The 15,354-nt window shown below is 57.5% G+C and carries 16 protein-coding genes; 10 read left to right on the top strand and 6 right to left on the bottom strand.

Going from position 1 to position 15,354, the window contains the following annotated elements; genetic code table 11:
• Position 1: 1 nt before the first annotated feature.
• From GH722_04210 to GH722_04195, 4 genes are read left to right on the top strand one after another with little or no spacing between them, the layout of a single operon-like run.
• Positions 2-949 (top strand): glycosyltransferase, encoded by a 948-nt coding sequence (locus tag GH722_04210; GenBank protein ID MRG70960.1) that lies wholly within the window; start codon positions 2-4, stop codon positions 947-949.
• Positions 946-1,899 (top strand): gfo/Idh/MocA family oxidoreductase, encoded by a 954-nt coding sequence (locus tag GH722_04205; GenBank protein MRG70959.1) that lies wholly within the window; start codon positions 946-948, stop codon positions 1,897-1,899. Before GH722_04210 ends, GH722_04205 begins: the two co-directional genes overlap by 4 nt.
• Positions 1,896-3,008 (top strand): aminotransferase class V-fold PLP-dependent enzyme, encoded by a 1,113-nt coding sequence (locus tag GH722_04200; GenBank protein ID MRG70958.1) that lies wholly within the window; start codon positions 1,896-1,898, stop codon positions 3,006-3,008. The genes GH722_04205 and GH722_04200 overlap by 4 nt, the downstream gene beginning before the upstream one ends.
• The gene (locus GH722_04195; protein ID MRG70957.1) at positions 3,005-3,700 is read left to right on the top strand and encodes a hypothetical protein; all 696 of its coding nucleotides are present in this window, start codon (positions 3,005-3,007) and stop codon (positions 3,698-3,700) included. Before GH722_04200 ends, GH722_04195 begins: the two co-directional genes overlap by 4 nt.
• Here GH722_04195 and GH722_04190 read toward each other — a convergent pair.
• From GH722_04190 to GH722_04170, 5 genes are all read right to left on the bottom strand, one after another.
• The gene (locus GH722_04190; protein ID MRG70956.1) at positions 3,697-4,911 is read right to left on the bottom strand and encodes a hypothetical protein; all 1,215 of its coding nucleotides are present in this window, start codon (positions 4,909-4,911) and stop codon (positions 3,697-3,699) included. The two genes, GH722_04195 and GH722_04190, sit on opposite strands and share 4 nt — an antisense overlap.
• Positions 4,912-4,913: 2 nt before the next feature.
• On the bottom strand, positions 4,914-6,023 hold the full coding sequence (locus GH722_04185) for a glycosyltransferase (protein MRG70955.1): 1,110 nt from the start codon (positions 6,021-6,023) through the stop codon (positions 4,914-4,916).
• Positions 6,024-7,076 carry a glycosyltransferase gene (locus GH722_04180; protein ID MRG70954.1) on the bottom strand — a complete coding sequence of 351 codons (1,053 nt, stop codon included), beginning with the start codon at positions 7,074-7,076 and terminating at the stop codon, positions 6,024-6,026.
• On the bottom strand, positions 7,073-8,086 hold the full coding sequence (locus tag GH722_04175) for a glycosyltransferase (protein ID MRG70953.1): 1,014 nt from the start codon (positions 8,084-8,086) through the stop codon (positions 7,073-7,075). Before GH722_04175 ends, GH722_04180 begins: the two co-directional genes overlap by 4 nt.
• Positions 8,087-8,172: 86 nt before the next feature.
• Positions 8,173-9,351, bottom strand: coding sequence for a glycosyltransferase (locus tag GH722_04170; GenBank protein ID MRG70952.1), 1,179 nt, complete (start codon positions 9,349-9,351; stop codon positions 8,173-8,175).
• A 102-nt stretch (positions 9,352-9,453) separates the two neighbouring features.
• Here GH722_04170 and GH722_04165 point away from each other — a divergent pair, with 102 nt between their 5' ends.
• The 4 genes from GH722_04165 to GH722_04150 are packed head-to-tail and all read left to right on the top strand — an operon-like array spanning position 9,454 to position 14,155.
• Positions 9,454-10,509, top strand: coding sequence for a glycosyltransferase family 9 protein (locus GH722_04165; GenBank protein ID MRG70951.1), 1,056 nt, complete (start codon positions 9,454-9,456; stop codon positions 10,507-10,509).
• Positions 10,510-11,715, top strand: coding sequence for a hypothetical protein (locus tag GH722_04160; protein ID MRG70950.1), 1,206 nt, complete (start codon positions 10,510-10,512; stop codon positions 11,713-11,715).
• Complete coding sequence (locus GH722_04155) at positions 11,652-12,857, top strand: glycosyltransferase (GenBank protein MRG70949.1); 1,206 nt, start codon at positions 11,652-11,654, stop codon at positions 12,855-12,857. Before GH722_04160 ends, GH722_04155 begins: the two co-directional genes overlap by 64 nt.
• Positions 12,858-12,859: 2 nt before the next feature.
• A complete protein-coding gene (locus GH722_04150; GenBank protein MRG70948.1) occupies positions 12,860-14,155 on the top strand; it encodes a hypothetical protein in 1,296 nt (431 codons plus the stop codon).
• A gap of 37 nt (positions 14,156-14,192) precedes the next feature.
• Here GH722_04150 and GH722_04145 read toward each other — a convergent pair whose 3' ends face one another.
• Complete coding sequence (locus tag GH722_04145) at positions 14,193-14,591, bottom strand: global cell cycle regulator GcrA-like protein (GenBank protein MRG70947.1); 399 nt, start codon at positions 14,589-14,591, stop codon at positions 14,193-14,195.
• A gap of 219 nt (positions 14,592-14,810) precedes the next feature.
• Between GH722_04145 and GH722_04140 the strand changes: the two genes are divergently transcribed.
• Together GH722_04140 and GH722_04135 are read left to right on the top strand one after the other, a co-directional pair.
• A complete protein-coding gene (locus tag GH722_04140; protein MRG70946.1) occupies positions 14,811-15,122 on the top strand; it encodes a hypothetical protein in 312 nt (103 codons plus the stop codon).
• A 50-nt stretch (positions 15,123-15,172) separates the two neighbouring features.
• Positions 15,173-15,343, top strand: a complete 171-nt coding sequence (locus GH722_04135) for a hypothetical protein (protein ID MRG70945.1) — start codon at positions 15,173-15,175, stop codon at positions 15,341-15,343.
• Positions 15,344-15,354: the final 11 nt, after the last annotated feature.

The following is a 15,354-nucleotide window of genomic DNA, read 5'->3' as shown; positions in this document are numbered from 1 at the left end:
GATGAGCGAGACTATTGATCTCAGTATCGTTGTGCCCGTGTATAACGGTGCCGCGTCTGTGCCGAAGCTTGTTGAGGCGCTGACAGCATTGCCGTTTGACGGACAGATGGAAATTGTTCTCGTTGATGACGGCAGCCCGGACAATTCCGGGGATGTTTGTGAGAAACTGGCCGCAGCCAGTGACCGGGTGCCGGTACGGGCCGTCCTGCATAGCCGGAACTTCGGCGAGCATAATGCCGTGCTGACCGGTCTGCGGGAGGCGCGTGGCGATATCGTCATCACCATGGATGACGATCTGCAGAATCCGCCGGAGGAAGTTCTGAAACTCTGGCAGGCGATGCGGGATGGCGATGACGATGTGATTTATGGCGTGTTCGGCCAGAAGCAACATGCGGGATGGCGCAATCTCGGCAGCTGGCTGGCCAACGCTACGGCGGATCTGGTTCTCGACAAGCCGAAAGGTCTCTACCTCTCCAGCTTCCGCTGTCTTCGCGGAGAGATCGCAAAAGCGGTTTCCGCCTATCGTGGCCCCTACCCTTATGTTGATGGTCTGATTTTCCAGATCACCCGGCGCGCCCGTGGTGTCAGGGTCGAACATTTGCCACGGGCCAATGGTGCCAGCAATTATACGCTGCGACGGCTGATCCGCCTCTGGCTGATCGTTCTGATGAACTTCTCGACCCTGCCGCTTCGCCTCAGTGCCCTTCTCGGGCTGGCGATGAGCGGGGTTGGCTTTCTTGGCCTGATCGCAGTGCTTGGCGAGTATTTTCTGTTTGGTGTGCCGATTACAGGCTGGACCTCGATCATGAGCGTTGTGCTGCTGTTTTTCGGTATGCAGATGATGATCCTCGGACTGATAGGCGAATATCTCGGGCGGGTGTTTCTGACGGTCAATGAGCGGCCGCAGTCGAATGTCAGACGAATTACCGACCGGAGAGATGATTTATGAAAATTCTGACACTCGGATGTTCCTCGATTGCCCGGCGCCGGGCTTTCCCGGGAATGCTGGCTCTGCCAGCCATCGAGCAGATCGATATTGCTTCGAAGCGTCCGGTGCCTGCTGATCTGCTGCCCGCTGACAGGCTGGGTGCGACGTTCGATGATTATGCTGTGGCGCTCGAAAAAAGTGACGCAACGCTGGTTTATGTGTCGCTGGTCAATTCCCTGCATCTGCCGATGGTTGAGGCCGCGCTGCGCAGTGGTCGGCATGTGGTGGTCGACAAACCGGCTTTTCTGACACTTGGCGAGACAGAAAAGATGCTGGCGCTGGCTGAAGCCCGTGACCTGCTGCTGGCGGAAGCTGTGGTTTTTGCAGACCATCCCCAATTTGACGCACTGCGTCGCGTCGCATCAGAAAATGGTGGTGCAACCCGCATCCAGACGACTTTCAGTTTCCCGCCTCTCGGGGAGGGGAATTTCCGCTACAACCCGGACCTTGGGGGTGGCGTGGTCAATGATGTCGCACCTTATCCGGTGGCGGTAGGAAGATTGCTGTTTCAGGGCTCTCCGGTATCGGTCAGCTGCCGGCCGCTTGCCTGGCAGCACGGTGTGCCGGTCTCTGCCCTGATTACCCTGATCTGGCAGAACGGCCGCGCCCTCACAGCCTTCATCGGGTACGATACGGAATATCGCAACAACCTGTCGGTTTTCGGACCGGGCATGGCCGTTGATATGGACCGGGCCTATACACCGCCGCCGCTGGAGAGCACGCTGCTGAATGTCCGGATTGCCAACGAACCGCAGCAGATGGCAATTCCCGCAGGCGATAACTTCACCGGTTTCTTTGGCCGGGTTCTGGCCCGTATTGAAGACGGTCGTCATGGCGAATTTGCCGATGCGATGCGTGATGATGCGATGGTGATGGACATGCTGCGTCTTGATATGGGGTTTGCCGGATGAGTCGCATTCAGGTCTGGGACTATCTGCCGGAATATGAAGAGCTGAAAACAGAGATAGATGCGGCCGTTGCCCGGGTCTTTGCATCGGGACGCCTGATTCTGGGGCAGGAGGTCAGCCGCTTTGAAGAAGATTTCGCCCGCTATTGCGACCGCACGCACGGGGTTGGCGTCAACAGCGGTACGGACGCCCTGCTGCTGGCCCTGAAAGCCCTTGATGTCGGACCGGGGGACGAGGTGATTACGGTGCCGAATACGGCGGTCCCGACGGTTTCCGCGATTGAGAATGCGGGCGCGGTAACCCGCTTCGTTGATGTTGATCCGTCCACACTGCTGATGGATCCGAAGAAGCTGGAGGCGACAATCTCGCCCCGTACAAAGGTTATCCTGCCGGTGCATCTTTACGGGCAGAATGCAGATATGGCGGCGATCATGGATATTGCGCGCGGTCATGGTCTGAGAGTTCTTGAAGACTGTGCCCAGTCCACCGGTTCGACCACAAAGGGGGCAAAGTCCGGGTCGTTCGGTGATCTCGCGGCTTTTTCCTTCTACCCGACCAAACTGCTGGGTGCCTATGGTGATGGCGGTATGGTGATTTCTTCAGATGAAGCACTGGATGCGCGACTTCGCTCGCTCCGCATGTATGGCATGAAGGGCAGCTATTACGCGGCTGAACATGGCTACAACTCACGCCTTGATGAAGTGCAGGCAGCCATTCTGAACGTCAAGCTGCCCCTGCTTGATAGCTGGAATGACCGGCGCCGGGTGCTGGCAGACCGGTATGCAGCCGGTCTGGCAGATATCGATATCTCGTTGCCGGCTGAAGCTGAGGGTAACCGGCATGCCTGGTATGTTTATGTGGTTCGCCATGCCCGGCGGGATGCGCTGATAGAGGGCCTGAAAGAGGCTGATATCCACGTCAATATCAGTTACCCCTGGCCCGTTCATATCATGGATGGCTATCGTCATCTCGGCTATCAGGCTGGCGATTTTCCGATCTCGGAAGCCGCCGCCGGAGAGATTTTCTCCCTGCCGATGTATCCCGGTCTGACGGATGCGATGCAGGACCGGGTGATTGATGTGCTGAGCCGTCTTGCAGGGTCTGTCGGATGACGGATATCGAATGGTTTCGTGATCTGGTTCGCATCAGTGGTGAGCGGGAAACACGTGATCCGCAGCCGCTGGTACGCTGGATCGACAGACAGCGTGCAGAAACCGGGTTCTCGGCCGAGCTTATTCCCCTGAACAGTGTCCGTGACTGGAAACGTGATCCCGACACCGGCGATATCTCGCATGAAAGCGGGCAGTTTTTTGGTATTACCGGGGTACGAACCTCCGCACGCGGGCTGCGGGAGGTCATGTCCTGGGATCAGCCGATCTATACCCAGCCGGAAGGTGGCGTTCTGGCGATGGTCTGTGAACAGACCGAGGACGGGCAGGTCAGGTTTCTGCTTCAGGCGAAGGCAGAGCCGGGTAATCTCGGCATGTTGCAGTTCGCGCCATCAGCTCAGGCAACCTGGAGCAATCTCCGGCAGGCTCATCAGGGAAAACGACCGCCACTGACAGACTATCTGCTGGAAGAAACCCCGTGCCGGCTGGTTTATGCCGCAGAACATAACGAGGAAGGCGGACGGTTCTGGCGCAAGAGCAACAGTAACCGGATTATTCTGGCCGAACCGGGGTCACTGAATCCGGATGACCTTGGCGGTCTGTTTTGCTGGGCGTCGCTCAGTCAGATCAAAAACCTCGCCCTGCTCGACAATTATCTCAATCCCTTCGTCAAGACGATCATCGCACCGCTTTAAGCAGACTGGCGCCGGGATCTGCGGGCCAGAAGCCAGCGCAGGGTCAGACAGCTGGTGATGGTCAGCATGGTCAGGAAAGGCAGGATCTGTCGTCCGGTTTCCGACTGATAGGAATTGACGAAAAACCCGATGCAGATTGTCACCGCAAATCCCGCGGAAATGGACAGGGCGGTCACGGCCAGCCGGTCCGGATGCCGGGGGTCATCTGCCAGTGTCCGGTCAATCCGGGACAATAGCAGACCAGCCAGCCCGCCGATGACCAGCGGCAGGGTCATCAGGTTTATGAAATTGGCGATGATGATTGGCAGGCTGCGTATATTCTCGGCAACCAGATCACGATAGGACTCAAAATAGGCGGAGAGTGTGACTGCATGTCCGGCCGGGTCGGCGCCCTTGTTGGCCTGAATCAGGGCCAGCATAACCCCCAGCAACATCACTGATGCGGCAGCAGAAGCAGCCAGCCGGCAGAGTGCCGGCTTCCATCGGGCAGGCCCTGCGGACAACAGTCCGTATCGCAGGGCAACAGCTATTCCCGCGACAATGCCGAGATTTTCGAAGAGCAGCTGCCCGATCAGCACCAGCAGGATGGCATCGGCGTAACCGGGAGACTGCGGACGCGCAAGCCGGATCAGAAGGCAGAACAGGAAACCGACAGAGACGAAATCGTAGAATTGCAGGGCAAAACTGAAATCCCAGTAATTTCGGGGCCAGTTCGCAAACAGGTTGTAGAAGTCAATCAGCGGACGGTACAGCAGCGGGCTCCAGCCCAGCATTACTGCAAAGGCCAGACTCAGGATCAGGATGGCCGCCGGTTTTGTCCGGGTTATCAGTACCGCGGCGACAGGAACCGGTGCCAGTACAAGAAGCCTGTGCAGGACAGCAGCAACCCGTTCCGCATTGTCCCGGATATCTGAAGCAGTCAGTCCGGTGGCGCCGTCTGTCGTGCTTATTCCCAGTATGTGAATACCGCTATTCATCAGTTCGGCAATGAGTTTCCAGCTCCAGGATGAACCGATCCGGAGACAGGCGGGTATATCGTCACAGAAATAGGCAAACCGGTTGTACGGTGTGGTAACCCAGGTCGCATCAATATGGATCAGATAGGCATCCCGCGAGGTTATCAGCAGACCAGCCAGCAGAACGAAAACAAGAGCAAGCAATAGCCCGAACCGGATGCCGCCCGGGTGATCTCTGTTTTCCGCTCCTGTCATGATCAGAACAACGCCAGCAGGCGATCGATATGTCCCTGCCAGTCGTACATTTCCAATGTTCTCTGGCGGGCACGCTGGCGCAGGGTATCTCTCAGTTCCTGATCGCCATCGAGTGTCCGCAACTGGTCGCAAATGCCTGTCACTGAATAGGGGGCGGCATAGAGTGCCGTATCACCGCAGATTTCGCGGTTGACGCTGGTATCGGAGACAACCACAGGCAGGCCCGAACTCATGGCTTCAGCCATCGGATGGCCGAATGTTTCGGAGACCGACGGGAAGACGAAAGCGTCATGAGAGCGATAGAGGTCCGGCAGGTTTCCATAATCGTGATGGCCAAGCCTGACGGTCCCTTTGGCGACAGCCTGTGAGATGACGGCGTGGTCGAGACTTCCACCCGGCATGTCAGTCATTTCACGCAAGGTCATCGTGATGGTTGCCGTGGTCGGAATGCCCGCCGCATTCAGCCTGTCAACGGCTTCGCATAACAGCCAGGGAACCTTGTGAGGGTAATAGACGGAGACATATAACAGCCGCAAGACGCCGTCTGCCCGCCATTTGCGCGGGCTGGCGGTCGGGGCGAATGACTCATTCAGCGTGCCGTAATGATTGACGATGAGCTTTTCACGGGCGTTTGGCAGCCAGAGCCCGACCATGTCCCGCATTGCCTCGGTCGGTGTAATGATCGTGTCGGACCGGGTCGCCGAGGCCAGCATCAGCTGTCGCCGGATTGACCGGTTCAGCGAGGCGTAGACACCCTGGGTAGGGGCCATGTTCGCCAGATAGTCCGGGTCGAAAAGGCCACCCTCGCGCAGCAACAGTATTTGCCGGCAGGAGCTGTTCAGAAGGCCAAAATTGGCTGACGAAAACAGCACGTCGGGATTGTGACGCTTGACGATGGAGCGCCAGATGGTCTGCTCCCACAGGAACCGTCGCGCCGGTGAAAACCTGGATGTATCAATCGGCATAAGACAGTGTTTCAGCGGATGGCTGAATTCGGGAGGCACGGCAACGGTCACGTCGATTCCGGCCTCTGACAATGATGTCAGAAGGTTTTTTGTATAGGTAACAATGCCGCCTTTCTTGGCGGACAGGGCGTTCACAAGAACTTTCATTCAGTCGCCTTCGCCGGTAGCGGCTTCAAGGATTTCGCGTAATCTGTCTTCATGCTCATGTCCGGCCGTCAGCAGTTCAGTGCGTCCCGCTGCGGCGATCTTCTCCCGGTTCTCCGGATGCTCCAGCCAGAAGCGGCAAAGTCGGGGCAAATCCGTTTCGTTGTCAAAGTAGACAGCACCCTGATCAGGGGGGAGGATCTGTGACATTTCAACCGAAAATTCATGCATCATGAAACCGCCGATGGCCGGAATTTCGAAAGAGCGGCAGGTTTGCAGGTCACGGTTGCCCCTGCGCAAAAAGCACAGATTGATTTTCGATGCCGTGACGACGCGGCGGTAATCGTCGCCGTAAACCGGCTTGTAGGCAATATCGAGACTGGCTGGCGGATCAGCCATTCGCTCCCAGCCGTTACCCCAGATGCGCACGGACAGGCCAGCTTCGGCCAGCTGCCGGACAGTTTCTGCCCGCGGATGTTCCCATGTCCCGACGAACGAGATGTCCGCCGCAAAATTCTGCTGGTCCGTCCCGGAGAGTTCGATCGGTGAATGCGCCTCGATGTCATAGGCATTGTTGACGAAAAGCATCGATTTCGCGCCAAGTGACGGCAGTTCTTCTGGCCGGGTGTTGAATGATTTCGTGGTCACCCAGAGGTCATAGAAGGGAATGGCGGAGGCAACCTGGCGGCTGAGATGTGCCGGGTTCATCATGTCATCTTCTGCATACCAGATCAGCTTGCAGCCCGGATGCGCCTGTTTGAGGGCCCGCAGGGTTGCACCGGGAACCGTTGTCGCCCGTTCAAACCAGATGATGTCGGGCCGGGGCTCTGCTGGCAGGTTGCGCAATCTGTCATTGGCCCCGCTCCGGTCTTGCGGATAGCGTAACCTGTGACGTATCCGGTCAATCAGGCGGGGTTTTGTTTCATAGGTTGCATCCGCGGGAACCAGCGACAGGGTTTCGACCGAATGCCCCATCATCTGCAGCCGGCGGATACGCTGATAGCTTCGTGACCCGGGGGCCAGTTCTGCAACGAAGAGGATGTTCAGCGGTCTCATGCCACAGACCGGATAGCGTGGGTCAGACCCCGGATATCAGCGTCAAAGTTCCATTCTGCCATACGCAACCGGGCATTTTCACCGAGGGGCCGGCTGTTTTCGAGCGCTTCAGGCAATGTGGCGGCCAGCGCCGGGACATCTCCGGGCGGCACCAGCCGGCCACAGTTCTGGTCAATCAGATCATGGGCTGCACCACATTCGGTTGAGGCGATCACGGCGGTGCCGCAGACCATGGCTTCATTGATGGCAAGCCCCCAGGCTTCCCGCGACGCGGCGAGAACAAACAGATCAGCCAGACGATAAAGTCCCGGTAATTCGGTCTGGTTCCGAAAGCCTGCAAAAATGACATCTTCTGAGGCTTTGTGGCACATACTGGTCATCAGGGGGCCATCACCGACAAACAACAGAACCGGTTTTGGTCCGGTCCAGTTTGCCGTCTTCCAGGCTGTCAGCAGGATGTCCGGATGTTTTCGCGGTGACAGCTTTCCGGCATACAGGATAACCTTGCGGTCTTCCGGGATGCCGAGACTGTGCCGGAGAGCGCCGATATCGGCTGCGGCGGCTTTCTCACGAAACATGTCATTGTCGATGGCATAGGGCATGTCGAACAGTCTGGCGTCATCTATCCCATGATCACGATAGTAATCGCGGTTCATCTTCCCGATACAGAGAAAGCCGCTGCAATTTCTGAATATTGAGGACAGATAGCGTCGCTTCAGCCATCCCCGCAGGCCCGGACCGTCAGGCATTGCCACGGCCCAGTTTTCCCCCCGCATCAGGACAGGTTTGCCCTGCCGGCTTGCCCGTCGGATCGCTGATCTGAGAGTTGCCGTCTGCCAGCCATGAACCCACAGGATATCACAGGCTGCAATTTCATCTGCGATCGACACATCGTCTGCCGGCGCGCTGTCATAGCCTTCACGCAGTGGCACGTCCCACTGGATCTCGCGCCCGAAACCGGGGTCGTAATGCTGACCATCCGATGTGACGTTTTCGAAAAGAACACGCAACCGGATCTCCGGCTGCCGGGCGATCTGACGGAGCAGGGGCGCCTGATACTGGATTGGGTGGCTGACGATGTATAGCAGTCGGAGAGTCACCGTGCGCCTTCAGTGTTCTCATTCAGGTTTATCCCGATGGCCATGCGCCGTTCCTTTGGTGCGGCCTCCTTGAGAACTCTCGCGGTTTTCCGGGCTGTGAGTTCCCAGGAAAAATCTTGCGACCGTCGAATCGCCTTCTGCCTCATTGTCTGTCTCAGTTCGTCATCATTCAGAAGAGCAGAGACTTTCAGGGCGAGGTCATTCACATCCAGCGGATTAAAAAACAGGGCGGCATCATCAACGATTTCCGGCATCGCAGCCGTATTCGAACTGGCTATTGCAGCACCGCTTGCCATGGCTTCAACCAGCGGATTGCCGAAGGTTTCGACAGTGGAAGGAAAGACAAAAACCTTGCAGCGCTGATACAGGTCAACCAGTTGCTCTGTGGTCTGCGGACCGAGAAATTCAACAGAATCCTGCAGGTTGTTCTCGTTGATGACGGTCTGAATTTCGGCGAGATATCCTTTGTCGATGGCCCGGCCGGCAATTTTCAGACTGATATCAGGCGAGCGGCGTTTGATCTCCGGCAGAGCCGAAATCAGTGTATGCAGGTTTTTCTGAACATAGATATCGCTCACGGCGAGCAGGAAGTTTTCAGACCGTGAAGGGTTTGAGGGCTGGAACACATCGCGGACACCGTGATGCACGACAGCAACCTTGTTGATCAGACGACTGCCAAGGCCAAAAGTCAGCGCATTCCGGGCATATTGTGAGACGGCGATGGCTTTCCGGCAACGGCTGAGCGAGAGGGCGGTCATCAGGGTAAGAGCGGCCCAGTAGAGGCGTTTGATCAATCTTGTCTCACGCCCGGCAACCGCCAGGCTGTTGCGCAGAACGATAACCTGTGCCGGGGCGAATAGGGGGCCGTAATTCGCCGGTGACAAGGTTACATCTGCCGACATCGACCGTGCGAGGATGGGCAGGGATGCCTGCTCCCAGTACAACGCGCTGAAGAAACCGCTATTGTAATCCATAAGATGGATATGAATCCGCTCATCAACCAGCCCGAACAGGACATACTGATCCGGGTGCAGAAACAGATGAAGTTCCAGTTCCGGGTCTTCCGCCAGCAACGGCAGGATGTTCTGAAGATAGGTAACACCACCGCCACTTTTGGCGTGAATGCCGTTAATCAGGACGCGGAGTTGTTTGCTTTTTAGAAACTGTTTCTCCATTGCGTCGTACCTGTCCTCCGGTGAGCCGGGATAATCGACCAACGGGGCTTTTCGATCAAACTGTTTGTCCTCTGCCTTGGCGGGAATAGGATCAGCGGCGATATGGGAATCGTGGGTCATTCAAAGCGTATAGTTGTCTTCCGCCGGGGCAGCATCGGTGATGGTGTGGTCAGTTTGCCATTGCTCGCCGCAATACGGGACCGGTGGCCGGACCATGATATTCTGTTGCTGACCAATGAACCGGTTGCCAGAAATGCCGCGCCGATGATGCAGTTGCTGGACGGAGAGCCGGGGATTGCAGGTTCTCTGGCGTTTCCTGCAGGACTCGGACTTGCCTCCGGTTTCGGTCTTCTGGGCCGGTTACGAAGGGCCGGTGCTGACAGGCTTGTCTATCTCAGCGAACCGAATGGCTTCCTGTCTGTTTGCCGGGACTGGTTGTTTTTTCGCATTTGTGCCGGATTGGCCGTTACCGGCCTGCCGGTCTGTTCCTCTGACCGTCTGTATCTGGAACAGGCTGAAGGACGCTGGGAGCGCGAAACCGACAGACTGATGCGGGTTTGTGGATTTTCTGGTCACGAAGAGCAGGGTCTGCATCATCTGAATCTTCACGATGATGAAAAGGAAACTGCTCAGCAGATGCGGAGGGCAGAAATCGGAGCGGAGCGCTTCATCGCCTTTTCTCCCATCGGAAAAACAGCCGATAAAGACTGGGGTAATGACAGATGGCAGGAAGTTCTGTCGGCGCTGACTTCCGCTTCCCCGGATCTCGCGCTTGTTCTCATCGGGGCGGCCTCTGACAGGGAAAAGCTGGCGGAATATGGCCGCCACTGGACGGGCCCGGTTGCCAATCTCTGCGGGAAGTTAAGTCCGCGTCTTTCTGCTGCAGCAATGATGGGGGCGGATTTGTTTCTGGGTGTCGACAGCGGGCCGATGCATCTCGCTGCATCGGTTGATGTGCCTTGTGTTGCTGTCTTTTCTGCCCGTGCCAAACCCGGTGTCTGGTATCCTGCGGGGGCGGGTCACAGAGTTCATTATCCGCAGTCATATGCCGCAGATGTTCCGGCTGTTCCGGGTGCACATGATGGCGGAAAGAGTATCCGCGAGATTGCAGCAGAAGATGTTATCGCCTCAGCGCGCGACCTGTTGGGACATCGGTAGATGCGGGCGGTTTTTGTAAATCACTGCCATCCTGAAAAGCCGCATGTCTGCGCAGTCAGAATGCGTGAATTCGCCCGTGCGATGGCGGGCCGCGGACATCAGGTGGTTTTATTGACGGAAACCCTTTCTGAAGAAGAACGGGGTCAATGCCCGGAGGTGCTTGCGGACAGGCTGGCCGAACATGACTGGTCAGCGCCTTTCTGTCTGAATATAGCCCCTGCCGGATATGAACGGTTGTCTCAAGCGCGACGCGGTGAGTTGCCGGGACTGGCGGGGAAGGCCCTGCTGTCGATGCATTATCTGTTTTATGGCGGGGTGCATCGCGACTGGCAGGAGGGCGTTCGACGCTGTCTTCCCATACTGGCGGAGAGCTTTCAGCCGGATGTTGTCTGGGCGACGTTCGGTAATGCAACAAGCTGGCAGATAGCCCGTGATATTGCCGGGGAATCGGCCTGTCCCTGGGTGGCAGACCTGAAAGATCACTGGCAAAGCTTCATCCCGGCTGTCTTGCGGCGTCCACTGGCGTCACGTTATGGGGATGCCGCCGCTTTCACGGCTTTCTCCGACGACCATGTCGCGACAATTCGTGAATGGTTCCGCCGTCCGGGACAGGTGGTCTACAGCGGTATCGACCCTGCTCTTTATCCGGAACAGGCACTTCCCGCACAGACAATCACGCTGACCGGCGCAGTTTACGATGAGGCAGACCTGGCAGTGCTGATTGGCGGTATCGAAGCCGCCGTCAGGGAGATGGAGGCGCCGGCCCGACAGGAAGTCCGGTTCTGCTATGCCGGTTATGATGCGGATATGGTACGGGCGCAGACGACCGGGCTTGAAAAGCTGATTACCGTGGATATCCGCGAGCAGCAACCACTCGGGGCGTGGCTTGAGGTACTGTCAGGGGCGGCGGTCAATTGCTATGTGAAAAGTAGCCGGACGTTTCATCACAAGATTTTCGATCTGGCTGGCGCGGGGAAGCCTGTGCTCACCGTACCGCCGGAAACAGATGAGGCCCGTAATATTGCCGCGCTGGCGGGGGTAACCTTGTCCGGAGCCGTAACGGCAGGGGAGGTCGCTGAACTGGTGCAGGCTACCCTGTCGAAGAGTGGCGCTGACAGTCCGGTTGACCGGAGGGCGCTGTCATGGGAACAGCGTGCCGGGATACTGGAAGATATCCTGCAATCCGTCATCAGGGGCAGGGAATGAAAGTCGCTGTTGCTGTTCACGGGCGTTTTCACGGATTTGATCTGGCGGATCAGTTGCGGCGCAAAGGCTGTCTGGCCGGAGTCTTTACCACCTATCCGGAGTTCGCTGTGCGCCGGTTTCTGCCTCCGGAGGCAACAGTTCGGGCCTGTCCGTGGCTGGAGCTGATCAGGCGTGGCCATCAGCGGCTTGGACTGCCGGGACGAACGGACAGTTTCATTTCGCGACAGTTCGGACGCTGGCTGGCCGCAAATCTGCCGCCTGATATTGATATTCTGACCGGCTGGAGCTCGGCAATGCTGGAAGCTATCCCGGTCGCTCAGGGGCGTGGTGCCAAAGTCGTCATCGAACGCGGGTCGACCCATATCCTCACCCAGCAGAGAATTCTCAGTGAAGCCTTTGCGGAATGGGGGCTGTCGTTTCGGATGACGCAGGGCGAGATCATCGAACGGGAATGTCGGGAATATGATCTGGCAGACCGGATCGCGGTCCCGACCCGGATTGCCGCAGACAGTTTCATTCGGGAAGGAGTATCTGCGGACAAACTGATCATTAATCCCTACGGTGTTTCGCTGGAGGCGTTCCGGCCGCCATCAGAACCGAGGCCGGTCCGCGACCGTCCGGTTATTCTGTGCGTTGGCCGGGTGGGCGTTCGCAAGGGCCTTCCCGCCTTGTTGCAGGCTTTCGCCCCGTTTGCGGACCGGGCGGCCCTGCATCTGGTTGGCCCGAAAGACCCGGAGGCGGACATATTGCTGAAGCGGCTGCCGGTAAAGTCGGTTCACCTGTCCGGAGCATTACCCAGAGAAGGTGTTGTCAGGGCGTTGCAGGAGGCGGATATTTTCTGTCTGCCAAGTCTTGAGGAAGGATTACCGCTGAGCCTGTTGCAGGCTATGGCAACGGGCCTGCCGGTGATCGCATCGCGGGAGACGGGAATTGAGACGGTTGATCCGTCAGGGGCAGCAGGAATCGCTGTTCCGGCGAGCCAGACTGAACGATTGTCGGAGGCGATAGGCGCATTGCTGGAAAGCCATGAGAGCCGCCTGAAAAAGGGGGCTGCGGCAATGGCGGCGGTTGGAAAAGGTTTTGACTGGTCGGATTATGGGGACAGAACCGATGATGCCTATCAGCAACTGATGACAGCCTGAGCATGCGGAGAACCGATCAGATACTGACACAGTTGCTGATGATACTGGCCTTTGTTCAGCCGGTTCTGGGTGTGTTTTCGTCCAAGGCCATGACGGTCATGATGATACTCGCGGCTGTTCTGGGATGCTGGATCGTCTGGCACCGAAAGCATGAACCCGGCAGCTGGCGTCGTCTGATACTGCCGGTCTTACCCTTTGCCGTCTGGGCGGGGTTGTCCCTGATCTGGACAGTTGATCCGGATCGCAGTCAGTCGACCCTGGCAGGGTTTGCAGTGCTGGCCGGGGTTACAGCCCTGTTGTTCCGGTTTTCCCGTTGCTGTCATCAGGATGAGGCGGACCGAATGCTGTACGGACTTGCAGCAGGGCTGCTGGTCGCCTTGCTGGTCATGCTGTTTGAAGTTCTGTCTGCCTATCAGCTGACCCGTCTGGCGCGTGGATTGTCCTGGAGCGATGTCATCAATATCGGGTTTGGTGGGGTCAATATCGCTTCTTTTGTGAAGAACGGGGTGGTGATTGCCGTTCTTGTGGTCTGGCCCGCCTCAGCCTGGCTCTGGCTACGCGGACAACGCTTTGCGGCACTGCTTGCTGTCGTCCTGCTGACGGCTCTCGTGATCCGGACAGGTCACAGCACGGCGTTCCTTGCCCTGACTGGCGGGATGATCTGTGCTGCGGCAGGCATGTTGCTGCCCAACCTTCTGCCGAGGCTGCTGGTTGCGTTGGCGGCCGTCTGGCTGGTACTGGCCCCGCCGGTTCTGCAGGAGGTTGTGGATCGTATCGACCTGTCGGCGGAATCCGGGAATACCCAGAGGATTCCGGCATCAATGATCGGGCGTCTTGTTATCTGGAACTTTGTTCTGGAGAAAATCGCGGAGCGACCGGTTGCCGGATGGGGTTTGGGAGCGTCGAGGTCTGTTCCCGGAGGCAACGAAAAGGTGGATGTCACCTATCTGACGCCCGAGAAGGATGAACTGGTGCTGTTCACGGATTTCCGGCTGCCGCTGCATCCGCATAACCAGGTGCTGCAACTCTGGCTGGAACTGGGTGGTGTCGGCGTGGCCTGTCTCGTTCTGGCCTGTCTGATACTGTTCCGGCGCATGGCAGGCCGTGCGACATCCCGGATCGTCAGCGGAACAGACTGTGCAGGGCTGGCGGCGGCGATGGTGTTTGCGAATTCAAGTTTCGGCCTCTGGCAGAACTGGTGGATCGGACTGCTGGGTCTGATGATCCTGTGGCATGGATTGTTGGGGTATCTGCCGGGAACAGTGAGCGGCGAACATAAAAAAAGACCGCGGCAGTGATGCCGCGGTCAGGATTTATCGAACTGAAATTGATCGTTTAGAAATTAGCAGCCCGCTGGGCCCGCTGACGTTCACGGTCGCGATCACGCTTCGAGGACGGAGCCTGATAGGCCATCGACATGTGACCTTCACAATAGGACTGGCCGGTTTCTGACGGTTTGCCGCAGAACCGGAAGCCCGGTGTTGCCGGATCACCGATAGGCCATTTGCACATCCGTTCAGTCAGATCGATCAGTTTGACCCCGATGGGCTCCACCGGCGCGGCCTTCGGCTGGCGTTTGATCGGAGACGGACGCGACGCCAGACCGAGACGATGCGCCTTGCCGATAACGGCATTCCGCGTGACATCACCAAGGATGGCCGAAATTTCGCTGGCGCTTTTACCGCTCTGCCAAAGTTGCGTCAGTGTTTCGACTTTCTCGTCGGTCCAGGCCATAGAGTTCCCCCGTGTCGGCAATTTCACAATATCTAGTCTGACTATATCTGCGGACCACTATATAGGCTAGGGTCTGAGAGGCAGAAAGTTGTGGATAATCAGACGGAAAGTTCATTTTTGTGATGGCGCGAAGGGGCTTTATCGCGTCGTAAACGGTACTGTTTCGGAAAGAAACCCGGCTATAACCGGGCAGTTTTCAGATGCCGGAGGAGGCAGGTCATGGCGCAGTTGGTGATTACCTACTGGCGGGATATTCCGTCGATGGTCGAGGTCAAACAGGGGCGGCGGGAGAAGGCCAAACGTATGTTGCCGGAGCGGTTCCAGGAAGCCATTGACCGTGCGGCAATGCGCGCCGGGGCATCGGACACCGACAGCTATCTTGCACAGTGGAGAAAAGCCCCGCCGGTCAGCTGCGGAGATGATCTGGAAAGCGAGGCTGACCGCATCTGTGCAGAAATTGATGCGGCCTATGATGATGAAAAACTGCGCCAGCTGGTTGCGGCCAGCGGTGAGGCCGACCCGGCCGGGTAAGTGTTAATACCAAGTAAATTTTTCTGAATGCCTGTGATAGATAACACATCATGAAGTTCGGGGAGCAGGTACTGTTCACCATGGCAATCAAGGAGGCAGTCATGTTCCCGTCCCGCGAAGAAATCGCGATCACACTGGATAACGTGCTCACAGGCGCCATGAATTTTTCGATTGTTGCTACTGGCGGGTACGTCTTTCTATCACTGCTCGGGGCTATCTAGCCCCGTTTAAC

The sequence above is a fragment of the Alphaproteobacteria bacterium HT1-32 genome (assembly GCA_009649675.1).
Classification (GTDB): domain Bacteria; phylum Pseudomonadota; class Alphaproteobacteria; order Rhodospirillales; family HT1-32; genus HT1-32.
The sequence above is the reverse complement of the archived record's forward strand: the minus strand, read 5'-3'. Positions and strand labels throughout refer to the sequence as shown.

What these genes read in the sequence shown, in the direction of transcription:
- GH722_04195 (MRG70957.1), top strand. Translation starts at nt 3,005, where the DNA reads ATGACGGATATCGAATGGTTTCGTGATCTGGTTCGCATCAGTGGTGAG.
- GH722_04185 (MRG70955.1), bottom strand. Translation starts at nt 6,023, where the DNA reads ATGAAAGTTCTTGTGAACGCCCTGTCCGCCAAGAAAGGCGGCATTGTT.
- GH722_04165 (MRG70951.1), top strand. Translation starts at nt 9,454, where the DNA reads ATGGGAATCGTGGGTCATTCAAAGCGTATAGTTGTCTTCCGCCGGGGC.
- GH722_04190 (MRG70956.1), bottom strand. Translation starts at nt 4,911, where the DNA reads ATGACAGGAGCGGAAAACAGAGATCACCCGGGCGGCATCCGGTTCGGG.
- GH722_04200 (MRG70958.1), top strand. Translation starts at nt 1,896, where the DNA reads ATGAGTCGCATTCAGGTCTGGGACTATCTGCCGGAATATGAAGAGCTG.
- GH722_04205 (MRG70959.1), top strand. Translation starts at nt 946, where the DNA reads ATGAAAATTCTGACACTCGGATGTTCCTCGATTGCCCGGCGCCGGGCT.
- GH722_04160 (MRG70950.1), top strand. Translation starts at nt 10,510, where the DNA reads ATGCGGGCGGTTTTTGTAAATCACTGCCATCCTGAAAAGCCGCATGTC.
- GH722_04145 (MRG70947.1), bottom strand. Translation starts at nt 14,591, where the DNA reads ATGGCCTGGACCGACGAGAAAGTCGAAACACTGACGCAACTTTGGCAG.
- GH722_04180 (MRG70954.1), bottom strand. Translation starts at nt 7,076, where the DNA reads ATGAGACCGCTGAACATCCTCTTCGTTGCAGAACTGGCCCCCGGGTCA.
- GH722_04140 (MRG70946.1), top strand. Translation starts at nt 14,811, where the DNA reads ATGGCGCAGTTGGTGATTACCTACTGGCGGGATATTCCGTCGATGGTC.
- GH722_04155 (MRG70949.1), top strand. Translation starts at nt 11,652, where the DNA reads ATGGGAACAGCGTGCCGGGATACTGGAAGATATCCTGCAATCCGTCAT.
- GH722_04150 (MRG70948.1), top strand. Translation starts at nt 12,860, where the DNA reads ATGCGGAGAACCGATCAGATACTGACACAGTTGCTGATGATACTGGCC.
- GH722_04210 (MRG70960.1), top strand. Translation starts at nt 2, where the DNA reads ATGAGCGAGACTATTGATCTCAGTATCGTTGTGCCCGTGTATAACGGT.
- GH722_04170 (MRG70952.1), bottom strand. Translation starts at nt 9,351, where the DNA reads ATGGAGAAACAGTTTCTAAAAAGCAAACAACTCCGCGTCCTGATTAAC.
- GH722_04135 (MRG70945.1), top strand. Translation starts at nt 15,173, where the DNA reads ATGAAGTTCGGGGAGCAGGTACTGTTCACCATGGCAATCAAGGAGGCA.